The 11,636-nt window shown below is 41.1% G+C and carries 9 protein-coding genes; 8 read left to right on the top strand and 1 reads right to left on the bottom strand.

The features are described from left to right. Positions 1 to 8 precede the first annotated feature (8 nt). Positions 9 to 641: a 2OG-Fe dioxygenase family protein gene (locus tag CWC17_RS03780; protein WP_055015628.1), complete on the top strand. Its 633-nt coding sequence runs from the start codon at positions 9 to 11 to the stop codon at positions 639 to 641. Positions 642 to 650: 9 nt separating this feature from the next. Further along, entirely contained in the window at positions 651 to 1,886 is a 1,236-nt protein-coding gene (locus CWC17_RS03775; RefSeq protein WP_138612118.1) for a cysteine desulfurase-like protein, read from the top strand. A gap of 75 nt (positions 1,887 to 1,961) precedes the next feature. Here CWC17_RS03775 and CWC17_RS03770 read toward each other — a convergent pair whose 3' ends face one another. Then, positions 1,962 to 2,666: a 2OG-Fe(II) oxygenase gene (locus tag CWC17_RS03770; RefSeq protein ID WP_138612117.1), complete on the bottom strand. Its 705-nt coding sequence runs from the start codon at positions 2,664 to 2,666 to the stop codon at positions 1,962 to 1,964. A 36-nt stretch (positions 2,667 to 2,702) separates the two neighbouring features. Here CWC17_RS03770 and CWC17_RS03765 point away from each other — a divergent pair, with 36 nt between their 5' ends. The 6 genes from CWC17_RS03765 to CWC17_RS03740 all read left to right on the top strand — a co-directional run bounded on the left by CWC17_RS03765 (position 2,703) and on the right by CWC17_RS03740 (position 11,220). Beyond that, a complete protein-coding gene (locus CWC17_RS03765; RefSeq protein WP_055015625.1) occupies positions 2,703 to 3,092 on the top strand; it encodes an acyl-CoA thioesterase in 390 nt (129 codons plus the stop codon). A gap of 188 nt (positions 3,093 to 3,280) precedes the next feature. Then, the gene (locus CWC17_RS03760) at positions 3,281 to 4,255 is read left to right on the top strand and encodes an aldose epimerase family protein (RefSeq protein WP_249935884.1); all 975 of its coding nucleotides are present in this window, start codon (positions 3,281 to 3,283) and stop codon (positions 4,253 to 4,255) included. Between the two features lie 186 nt (positions 4,256 to 4,441). Beyond that, complete coding sequence (locus CWC17_RS03755) at positions 4,442 to 7,186, top strand: TonB-dependent receptor (RefSeq protein WP_138612115.1); 2,745 nt, start codon at positions 4,442 to 4,444, stop codon at positions 7,184 to 7,186. A gap of 173 nt (positions 7,187 to 7,359) precedes the next feature. Then, positions 7,360 to 8,886, top strand: a complete 1,527-nt coding sequence (locus CWC17_RS03750) for a tryptophan halogenase family protein (protein WP_138612114.1) — start codon at positions 7,360 to 7,362, stop codon at positions 8,884 to 8,886. A 12-nt stretch (positions 8,887 to 8,898) separates the two neighbouring features. Beyond that, positions 8,899 to 9,660 carry a SapC family protein gene (locus CWC17_RS03745; RefSeq protein ID WP_138541504.1) on the top strand — a complete coding sequence of 254 codons (762 nt, stop codon included), beginning with the start codon at positions 8,899 to 8,901 and terminating at the stop codon, positions 9,658 to 9,660. 81 nt (positions 9,661 to 9,741) lie between these two features. Beyond that, positions 9,742 to 11,220: an SLC5 family protein gene (locus CWC17_RS03740; protein ID WP_138612113.1), complete on the top strand. Its 1,479-nt coding sequence runs from the start codon at positions 9,742 to 9,744 to the stop codon at positions 11,218 to 11,220. Positions 11,221 to 11,636: the final 416 nt, after the last annotated feature.

Raw genomic sequence — 11,636 nt, 5'->3', positions numbered from 1 at the left:
GAGATTTTATGACTGCATTAAACAACCAGAATTTACTGCAACTACGTTTTATTAACCAAGCAAATATTGATTTGGTTAAGCCTTCTTTTGATAACCTACCTGCGAATCCATATGCAGATGGTGAATTTCGTAAGCGTCGTTACTCGGTAATTAAATTTCAAAATGGTGAGCTAAAACTACAAGCTGCCAAAGCATTTGTTCAAGACGATTCTATCAATACCTTTCAGGGTAATGTTGAGCGTACTTATGAAAACTTAGAGCAAAGCTTACTTGAGTCAGAAGGTATGAAAAGCATTGTAAGTGAGTTTTGTGAGCTTACCGGCATTGATGAAGGCCGTGATATTGAAATACATCAATTTAGAATGCTTGCTATTGATAGCGATACGCCAGCGGCACCTGAAGGCGTGCACCAAGATGGCTTTGACCATGTTTGTGTGTGTGGTGTTTCTCACGAAAACCTAGAAGGCGGTGAGCTGCTAGTATACGAACACAAGCAAGCCGAACCGTGTTTTAAAATGGAAATTAAAGACGGCATGTTTGCACTAATAAACGACCGTCAAGTTTGGCACAATGCAACGCCAATGAACAAAGTAGATGCAAGCAAGCCAGGTTACCTGGATTGTTTTGTACTTACCTCTTAAGGAGTGCTCATGAACATAGCGCAATTACGTGAGCAGTTTCCTGCATTAATACAAACTGTTGATGGTAAATCGCCAATATTTTTAGATGGTCCAGGTGGCTCTCAAGTACCTCAGTCTGTTCTAAATGAAATGACTGCTTATTTAGGGCATTACAACTCAAACTTAGGCGGTGCGTTTTTTTCAAGTGATAAAACCGTTGAGTTAATGGCCAATGCGCGCCAAGCAGCGGCCGACTTACTGAATGCGCCAAGTGCACAAAATATAGTGTTTGGCCCTAACATGACCAGCCTTACCTTTAGCTTTAGTCGCGCTATTTCGCGTGATTGGCAAGCCGGTGATGAGATTATTGTGACTAACGCTGATCACTTCTCAAATGTATCGTCATGGCAGCAAGCAGCGCAAGATAAAGGCGTTAAAGTTCAAACAGCTTTAATTAACGAGGCTGATTGCAGCTTAGATATGGCGCAGTTTGCAAGCTTATTAAACAGAAATACTAAACTAGTGGCTGTTACTTATGCTTCAAATACCACAGGTTCTATTAACGATATAAAACGTATTATAGAGCTTGCTCATGCTGTAGGCGCATTAGTGTACGTTGATGCCGTGCATTATGCACCGCATGAGCTTGTTGACGTGCAGGCCCTAGATTGCGACTTTTTGGCCTGTTCAGCGTATAAGTTTTTTGGCCCTCACTTAGGCATGGTGTACGGTAAAACGCAGCATCTTGAAGGTTTTACGCCTTACAAAGTAGAACCAGCTAAAGATGTAGCACCAGGCAGATGGGAAACAGGCACGCAAAGCTTTGAAGCGTTAGCTGGTTTTATTGCCGCTGTAGATTACATTGCTGCAATTAGCGAACTTGACGACAGCCATACACGCCGTGAAAAGTTAACTGCGGCGTTTGCTAAAACAAAGCAGCACGAAATGGCGCTGAGTGAGTACTTTTTAACGCGTTTAGTAAATTACCCGCGTATTAAGCTATTTGGCATTGATGACCTTGAGCGCTTAAACGGACGTACGCCTACATTTGCTTTAACCTTTGAAGGGTTAGAGCCGCGTGAGGTGTCTGAGTTTTTAGGCAAACAGCATATTTGTGTGTGGGATGGTAATTTTTATGCACAAGGCTTATGTAAGCAATTAGGTGTGCTTGATAAAGGCGGTGTAGTGCGTATTGGTTGTATGCATTATAACACTACCGAAGAGCTAGATAAGTTATTTGATTTATTTGATGAGCTATTGGGCTAAAGCCTTATCCAGCAAGTATTTTAAAAGCCATAAGTAAAAACCTTATGGCTTTTTTATTGGTTGATTACTTAGGAGCTAGCTCTTAGGTGTACCGTATATGTGCTCTGCACGATTAAATAGCACCCATGACGTTAATATATATTTATCGTTCGAAACCGGCTTATTACCTCGATGGGTGTGCGTAAAGTAGCCAGGGGCAATGACCATAGTGCCTTTTTTAGGCGCAATTTTACGTTTTTGATAATAAAACTCTGTTTCGCCACCTTCCTCTACATCGTTTAAATAAAACATAAATAATAATACACGGTGCAGCGCTTCATTATGTTGTAGTTGTGGATACACTTCACTATGCCAGTAAGGGTAGCCGCCTTTATTTATTTCGTACTTTTGCGCCTGAATGTTCCCAAGTCTAAATATTTGCTGTACCAGCACAGAGAGTTGGGGTTTGCCCACTTCGTCAAAGTTATCCTGTGTTAAATCCACCACATCCCCCGTTTTTGGGTGGTAAACTTTTAAGCCAAATACGCCAATTAACATAAAAAAGTGGGCTTCTACATAGTTAAAAACATGCTGTGCAGTGGTTTGCTGAATATGCTTTAATTGTTGTGCGTATTCTGGGTAAGCGTTTAGTTGTAGGTCGTGGCTGTCTTTCTTTTTTAAGTCCACACCACCAGAAGTTACACCTTGTTTTACATGCGGGCTGTTAGAGAATGTGGTAATAAAATTATCGCAAAAATCATCGCTTAACGCGTTATCAATAACGTGGATAAAGTCCGTCATGATTTACCTTTTTATTTAGTTATTATTTGGATTTTTATGTTTATTGAAAAAGTGATGCCGCGCTTTAGCGAAACAGATGCACTCGGACACATTAACAATACCGTACTACCAGTATGGTTTGAAGCCGCACGTGTCCCTATTTTTAAATTTTTTACTCCCGATCTAAACCCACACGACTGGAAACTGATCATCGCTAAAATAGAAGCATCGTTTGTAGGGGAGTTATTTTATGGCCACGAAGTCACTGTCAAAACCTCTGTAGAGCATATAGGAAATAGCTCTTTTACCATTAAGCAAGAGGCGTGGCAGCAAGGTAAATGCTGTGTTGTGGGTAAAACGGTATTAGTGCGTTATAACTTTAAAAACAAAGCTAAGCAAAATTTAAGTGAGGCAGAAGTCGCAGCACTTAACGAGCACCTAATTTAACTAGGTGTATGTACTCCACGCAACGAGGAGCGGTTATGTAAACCACAAGCGACAGCTGTAAATTTTTATAGCTGTTTTTTTAACGTATTTTGATTGAGTTACGCTCCTCACTTATATACTATTTATATTATATATTGTTGCACCGCTATAACAGGTACTGTTGAGCAGGTAGTTTATGGAGAATGAATGTGGCATCTACAACTGGCAATAAACCGTTAGAGGTGATAACGCTTAGCGATGGTAATAGCTTAACTGCGGAAATATTGCCATTTGGCGCTATTATCAAAAGCATAAAGTTTAATAACCAAGAGATGACGCTCGCAGTGAGCGACCCACAGTATTATTTAGAAAACCCATTTTATTTAGGTGCAACAGTCGGGCGCTACGCAAATCGTATTGAAAACGCACATTTTGTATTATCAGGCACAGAGTACCAACTTAAAGCAAATAATGGCCCAAATAGCTTACATGGCGGCGAAAAAGGCTTTAATAAAGTACTGTGGCAAGTCACTAAACAAAACAGTAATGAAGTGGAGCTTTATTATTGCTCGGCAGATGGTGAAGAAGGCTTTCCTGGTCAATTACACGTTTGGCAAACCATAACCGCTTGTAACGGTGAGCTTATACTTTCTTATAAAGCCAAAACCGATAAAGAAACCCTCGTTAACTTTACCAACCACTGCTATTTTAATCTTGAAGGCAGTGAGAGTATTAACGATCACCTGCTGCAAATAAATACCGCAACCTATTTACCTATCGATAGTAACAGCATACCGCTTGCCCATCATGAAGATGGTTCGGGCAGTTGTTTTGATTTTACCAACCCTAAGCGCATTGGCGATGCATTGTGTGCACAGCATGCGCAACTTAATGCCGGCAGTGGCTTTGATCATTGCTATATTTTTAGTGGTGACAGCCGCTTAAAAACTATGGCTATATTAACCTCGCCACACACGGGTGTTAATTTAACCCTTAAAAGTACCCAACCTGGTATGCAGCTTTATACAGCAAATTTTGTAGGCTCCCCGTTTAAAGCCCGCCAGGCCGTATGCTTAGAGGCACAAAACTGGCCTAATGCAGCAAACAGAAGCGATTTCCCTAAAGCTAATTTATTGCCGGATGAAGAATATTCTCAGCAAATAATTTTTTCATTTACACAATAACGTACTAATTCCACTGTTAAATTAAAGAAAACAAAAAGAAAAATACACGTAACAAAAAGATAGCCATAATTAAGGAAAAGGTTGCACTTTTGCTCAATTTAAAGTATTTATATTATAAATAGTATTTGAAGCTATACACACCGCACAACAACAAAATGACTACACACAATCAGGAGTTTTTAAAAAATGATAATTAACAATAAGTTATCGTTCAACAGGAAAACCGCACTCAGTATTGCTATTACAGGCATATTGGCAAGCGGTAACGTTGCAGCTCAAGGCGCTGAAGGCGACACACCGACAGTAGATAAGGATGTTGAGGTTATCGCAGTAACGGGTATTCGCAGCAGCTTACGTTCATCAATGTTAGATAAAAAAGCATCTAATGTTGTAACCGATGGGATTAAAGCAGAAGATCTTGGTAAATTTCCTGATTTAAACGTCGCAGAGTCTTTGCAACGTATCACAGGTGTAGCCATTGACCGTAGTGGTGGTGAAGGGCAAGCAGTAACCATTCGTGGTTTTGGTCCACAATTTAATACGGTCCTTGTAAATGGTCGTCAAATTGCAACAGACAGCGCGGGTCGTGAATTTAACTTTGATGTATTAGCAGCAGATCAAATCACCGGTGCAGATATTTATAAAAGTAACAGTGCAACGCTTCAAGAAGGTGGCATTGGGGGTACGGTTAACGTAACCACAGCCCGTCCATTCGATTTTGGTGGCTTACACGTAATTGGTTCAGTAAAAGGTATGTACGAAAGCCTTTCTGAAGAAGTATCGCCATCGGCTTCATTTTTAGTAAGTAATACGTTTAACGACGACAAGCTTGGTGTGCTTTTTGCCATCACTAACCAACAACGTAAGCTGCAAAACAACCAAATTTTAACGGCGGGTTGGCGCGGTGGACAAACAATTTCAAACCCACAAGATGGCGTGTTATACGACAATGCATACATCCCACGTAACTGGGACCAAGTTGTAGATGAGCAAGACCGCGAACGTACCAATGCAAGCTTAGTATTACAATATGCACCGTCTGACGATATTACTATTACCGTAGATGGTTTAATTTCAAAATTTGAAGTGGACTCATCAGTGCGCGATTTAGCGTCTTGGTTTGAACCAGACCGCGTAGGTAGCGCAACAATCGACCCAGAAACGGGCACCTTGCTTACCTTTACGCAAGAAGTAGGTTTAGGTAACGCCAGTGGCAACCCAGCAACCGACTTTGTATCGCACACACGTAACTCGCGTGATGTAACTAACAAAGCGTTTGGCGTTAACGTTGACTGGCAAGTAAACGAGTCATTAAAAGCAAAATTTGACGTGTCTCGCTCAACAGCTGAAAACGACCGTGCAGGTAACGACCGCTTTAACGTAGTGGGTATTATTAACAGCTACAGCTTTGATGGCACTGGTAGCGTTCCTACCGTACAGCATGATGGCTTTGAAAATGGCTCGCTGCCAGATGCAAGCCTTGCGCGTCTTCACTACAACGAAATTGGTAACCAGTTTACTGATGAAGATGAAATTACCGAAATTAAAGCCGATTTTGAATACGTACCAGATAAAGGCCCAGTTGATCGCATTAACTTTGGTGCATATCGTCAAGAACGTGAAAAATCAAGCTTCCAAATTTTTGGTAGCCAATGTCAATTTTGTGGTTACGGCACTGAAGCACCACTTGATGAAATTGATTTTGAAGCGTATTCAGCAAGTAACTACTTCCCAGGTTTAATCGATACATTTTATAGCTACGACGGCGACAAAATGCTTGATTACCTAGCTGATCAAGGTTTCCCTGTTGAGCCAACACTACAAAATAACCGTTACACAATTAACGAAGATATCACTAGCCTTTACATGGACTTTACCATTGGTTTTGACCTAGCTGATATGCCAGTAACAGTTAACATGGGTGCACGTTACTCAGAAACAGATATTGAAGTAGCTGCTGTACAAAGTTTTATCAGTGATGTTATTCCTACCTCTGATGCCACTTTATTCCAAAACGTATTTGGCCCGGCAACAGACATTAAAGAAGGGACAAGTTACTCAAACTTACTTCCGTCGTTTAACGTTAAGCTTGAACTGCAAGACAACATGATTTTACGCTTTGCAGCGTACGACAGTATTACTCGTCCTACTATGTCACAGTTATCACCTGCGACCACGTTTAACGAGCCTCGTCGTCAAAACTTAACAGCAAGTGGTGGTAATCCAGCTCTTAAGCCGTTCCAGTCTGAAAACTGGGATATCTCTTACGAGTGGTATTACAACGATGCTAACTTATTTAGCTTTGCCGTATTTAGTAAAGAAGTGGATGACTTTATTGTTACCCTAACCGGCGACGAAACATACGACATGACTGACCGTACAGGCCCTGATTTTGCGTGTACAACCTGTACTGACCAAACCGATGCCGAGCTTAACGGTAGCTCAGAAGTTTACACTGTGAGCCGCCCGCAAAATGGTGAGTCTGCAACGGTAACGGGTTACGAAATCGGTGTAACTCATATGTTTGAAAACGGCTTTGGTTTTATTGCTAATGCCACAGTAGTAGATAGCGACATTAGTGTTGGCTCTGATACTTCACAAACATTTGCCCTTGAAGGCTTAGGTGATTCGCAAAACTTAGTATTGTTTTACGAGCAAGATAATTGGCAGGCACGTGTTGCATTTAACAACCGTGAAGGCTTTTTACGCTTAGTTGATAACGGCTTTAACGGCGAACCAGTGAACGTAGAAACGTACGGTCAATGGGATATTAGTGCAAGCTACGATATCAACGAAAACCTCACTATTTTTGCCGAAGGCATCAACATTACTGAAGAAGAGCTAGTGCAAACGGGCCGTTTTGCTAATCAAATCTACTCTGTAGAAGATAATGGCTCACGTTACGCGTTTGGTATTCGCGGTACGTTTTAATTGATAGCAGAGGCAGCGATTGCCTCTTAGTTTTCATTGCAGTGCATAATAAGTACTGTTACTAATAAAGTTAGTAGCTAATTTGCACAAAATGAGACTAATTTAAACAAATGCCCGAAAGGGCATTTGTTGCCTAATCGGTTATCAATAAAGTACTCAAAGAGTAGTCCGTTATGAATAAAGCAATAAAAACAATCGCCGTAATTGGTGGCGGTACAGCAGGATGGCTGAGCGCTGCAATTATCGCTTCGTATCACCAAGGTAATAAGGGTGATGGCTTAAAAGTGATGTTGGTAGAATCATCTGATATTCCAACAATTGGTGTAGGTGAAGGTACCTGGCCCACGATGAAAAACACGCTTCAGCAAATTGGTTTGCGAGAAGTGGACGTATTTAAAGCCTGTAATGCCACCTTTAAACAAGGCGGTAAATTTGTAAACTGGACGCATGGCAACAACGATTTTTACTACCATCCCTTTACGGTACCGCTAGGTTACGGCCGTATAGATTTAGCCCCCTATTTAGATAATGTTGAAAACTTTGCTCAGCAAACTAATTTTCAGCACGATATTTGCGAAGCAAACTTAGCTCCAAGAGGCATTGCACAAGGCGAGTATCAAGCTAATTGTAATTATGCATATCATTTAGATGCCGGTGCCTTTGCGGAGTTATTAAAGCAACATTGTAAGAGCAAACTAGGCATTGAGCATATTATTGGCACCGTTGATCAGGTAAAGCTTGATGAAAGCGGGGCTATAAACACCCTTACCTTAAAAGATCAAACCCGCACCATAAACGCCGATTTATACATAGACTGCACGGGTTTTTCATCGCTGTTATTAGGCCAAGCCCTTAACGTGCCATTTAAAAAAATGGACCACGTATTATTTAACGACAGCGCCCTAGCTATGCAAGTCCCCTACGAAGAAGGCGATGAGTCACTGGCCAGTCACACCATTGCCACCGCACAAAATGCTGGGTGGATTTGGGATATAGGCCTAACGCATCGCCGGGGAGTAGGGCATGTATATTCAAGCAAGTTCTTATCAGATGAAGAAGCCGAGCAAAACTTACGTAACTATTTAGGTGATGCTGCTAAAGGCTTAACCGCCCGAAAAATAAGTTTTGAGTCGGGTTACAGAGAAAAGTTTTGGAACAAAAACTGTGTTGCAGTGGGGATGTCGGCAGGGTTTGTAGAGCCGCTTGAGGCAACCGCCATTATGTTGGTTGAAATTTCCTCTCGCTTTGTTGCAGAGCATATGCCAGCCGATACCCAAGTAATGCCAATAGTTGCAAAGCGCTTTAATGAGCAAATGGATTATCGCTGGCAGCGTATTATCGACTTTTTAAAACTACATTACATGCTAACTAAGCGTCCAGAGCCTTATTGGCAAGCGCACGTACAACCGCAAAGCATTCCGCAAAGCTTACAAGAAGACTTATTGCTTTGGGGCGCACGTGGGCCACTTATTCAAGATTTTCATGGCGCATTAGAGCTATTTCCTGCCGCCAGTTACCAGTATGTTTTATACGGTATGGGCTTTAAGCCCGACTTTACTAAGCAAGCGTATTTGTACTCAAACGATGCGCAAGCAAACCAAATAATTGAACGTAACAGCCAGCTTACACAGCAGATGTTGCAAACGTTGCCGCCTCACCGTGCTTATATTGAGCAGTGGCTTGCGGCTAACCCAGTTTAAGGATGTGTAACTATGGCAATTAGTGAACTATCAAATACTCAACACCAAACAATAAAAATTAACCCTAATGCGGGTGTTGAATACGCAAAAACACAGCATTTAGTCAATCTACGTGCAAACGAAGTAGCAAAAGCTGCCTGCGATTTACCTATTTTTTTAGCGCGTAATGCACACAACGGCAGCTACACTATCTCGGGCTTAACCAGCTTTAGTGCTCAGCAAAGTTTATTTGTGAGTAACAATCAATGGCAAGCGCTTTATACGCCTGTGTGCATGCAAACCCAGCCGCTTTATTTACTCACTCGTGAGGCAAATAGCAGTGATTACTTTATTGCTATTGATGAGCAAAGCTCAGCCGTTAACACGCAGCAAGGCGAGCCGCTATTTGATGCCAAAGGCAACCCAAGCCTGTATTTAAGTGCGCAGCAAAAGCTACTAGAAAACGATTTAAAAAATGATTACCAAACGTATCAATTTACCCAAGAAATTGCCCGCTTAGGGCTTATCAAAAACATAGATATTGTTTTGCAGTTTGGACAAGGCGATGCGCAAACTATTCAAGGTTTGAGCACTGTTGATGAAGATAAACTGCAAACTTTAGACAGCGATACCATTGCCAATTTACACAAACAAGGTTACCTAAGCGTACTTAACAGCATGCTTATTTCGTTGTTTCAGTTAAATGCGTTAGTAAAGCGTCATAACCAGCATCCTGAACTTATGCCATTAAAGCAAATTAAGTTAGAACTAAGTCGAGATGCTCACGCACTGTAAGGTGCAATTTATTATTTAGCCTTCATAGGCTAATACGTTCACATAGACAGACATTGCGTTTAACGCGCTGGAGACACACACATGTCAGACAACATTTTGCAGTTGGTGGTTTTTTTCTTTGTAACCGCCTTAATTGGTGGGCTTACATATTGGAAGTGCCGAGGCCAAAACCGTAATAGTGGTGATAATCAAACAAAAGAGTATTTTTTAGCGGGCGGTGGCCTTACTTGGATGTTTGTTGCAGGTTCAATTACACTCACAAATTTAAGTACCGACCAGCTGGTGGGCATGAATGGCAATCAAATGGCTTTGCTCGTGTGGTGGGAATTAGCGGCTATTTTAGGGCTTATTATTTTAGCCAAAGTATTTATTCCCGTTTATTACAAATATAACTGTACAACCACCACGGAGCTGTTAGAAAAACGCTACAACAATAAGCATATTCGCGCTGTTATTGGTGGCTTATTCTTTTTAGGTAACGCACTAATTTACATGCCTGCGGTTATATATTCTGGTGCGCTATTTATGCAAACCATGTTTAAAGTTGATATTCCGCTAATGTACATAGCGACCGCATTTGCATTGGTAGGCGCTATTTATGCATTTTTTGGAGGCTTACGCGCGGTTGCTGTATCAGATACTTATAATGGGTTGTTAGTGCTAGGTATGGCAATACTGGTTGTATTTTTAGCGCTTAATGCGATTGATTACGACTTTAGCGACATTCCACAAGAGCGCTTAACCCTTATTGGTGACGATGACTCGCCAATCCCATGGCCTACGCTTTTAACCGGTATGATCTTTATTCAAATGTATTACTGGGGAACTAACCAAACCATTACCCAGCGTGCAATGGCTGCGCCAAACGTTAAAGAAGCGCAAAAAGGGATATTTGCAGCAGCGGGTATTCGCTTTTTAATTGTTCCGGCAATTGTGGTGCTACCGGGTATTATTTCGTACAAACTGTATGGCGACATTGGCGATGCAGCTTATGGCCGAATTGTAGGAGACGTAATGCCCGCATGGTTAACGGGTGTGTTTGCTGCAGCAATGGCAGCAGCAGTGCTTTCTACTTATAACAGCTTATTAAACTCTGCAACTGCATTATATGTATGTGATATTCACGAAGCATACTTTAATAAAGAACCAAGTGTAGTAAAGCTAAGTGGCTACGTTACGTTGTTACTTACTAGTTTAACGCTTGTGCTTGTGCCTATTTACCAGCAAGCCGACAGCATTATTAACTTACTACAACAGTTAAACGGCTTATTAAGTATGCCTATATTCTCAATTTTTGTCGTGGGCTTATTGTTTAAAAATGTGGATGCGCGTGCAGGTATTGCCGCGGTTATTTTAGGTGTTGTTATGTATGGCATGCTGACATTTGAAAACTCGCCGCTACATACGGAACTACACTATATTCACTTAATGCCAATTACACTTATTGTTTGTGTAGCCTTTGCGCTAACTGTTAATAAAGTAGTGTTTGGTTTAAATGCACAGTGGTCGGGTAAATCTCCCGTTATTGAAGATACGCCCCAAGTGCACGCACCAAAATAACCAGCAGTAAAAAGTTACATTACTTTTTATTACCAGTTAACACATTACTAAATCGGCCTAAGGTAACTTAGGCCGATTTTTATTTATTAAATTAACCTACACTACACGTAGAAAATCCACCTATCACTCGTTGCGACTTTGAGCGCTAACTACGCAGAGATATTACAGAATTGCTCTGGCTGAAAGTCTGCTAAATAAATATTGCTGAAGGTGTTATTAAATTTTTTAACCGCTGTTTAAGTTAATGACTGGTACAGCCAGTAATAATATTGGCTAAATTACACCGTAAACACTATCTAAAAGTAATTTGTATGATATATACTATTATTTTAAAATCACTGACTGCAATTTGATGCAGTAAGCGGCGAGTAAGCACACATATAATGTACTCGCGTATTAAACTCATCTTCATTAAA

This window comes from Pseudoalteromonas sp. S3785, assembly GCF_005887365.1.
Lineage (GTDB): Bacteria > Pseudomonadota > Gammaproteobacteria > Enterobacterales > Alteromonadaceae > Pseudoalteromonas.
Note: the sequence above shows the minus strand (reverse complement) of the source record. Positions and strands in the feature narration are given on the sequence as shown.

Bases quoted from the DNA above. Each gene is read 5' to 3' on its own strand.
- CWC17_RS03745 (WP_138541504.1), top strand. From the start codon at position 8,899: ATGGCAATTAGTGAACTATCAAATACTCAACACCAAACAATAAAAATT.
- CWC17_RS03775 (WP_138612118.1), top strand. From the start codon at position 651: ATGAACATAGCGCAATTACGTGAGCAGTTTCCTGCATTAATACAAACT.
- CWC17_RS03750 (WP_138612114.1), top strand. From the start codon at position 7,360: ATGAATAAAGCAATAAAAACAATCGCCGTAATTGGTGGCGGTACAGCA.
- CWC17_RS03770 (WP_138612117.1), bottom strand. From the start codon at position 2,666: ATGACGGACTTTATCCACGTTATTGATAACGCGTTAAGCGATGATTTT.
- CWC17_RS03765 (WP_055015625.1), top strand. From the start codon at position 2,703: ATGTTTATTGAAAAAGTGATGCCGCGCTTTAGCGAAACAGATGCACTC.
- CWC17_RS03755 (WP_138612115.1), top strand. From the start codon at position 4,442: ATGATAATTAACAATAAGTTATCGTTCAACAGGAAAACCGCACTCAGT.
- CWC17_RS03780 (WP_055015628.1), top strand. From the start codon at position 9: ATGACTGCATTAAACAACCAGAATTTACTGCAACTACGTTTTATTAAC.
- CWC17_RS03740 (WP_138612113.1), top strand. From the start codon at position 9,742: ATGTCAGACAACATTTTGCAGTTGGTGGTTTTTTTCTTTGTAACCGCC.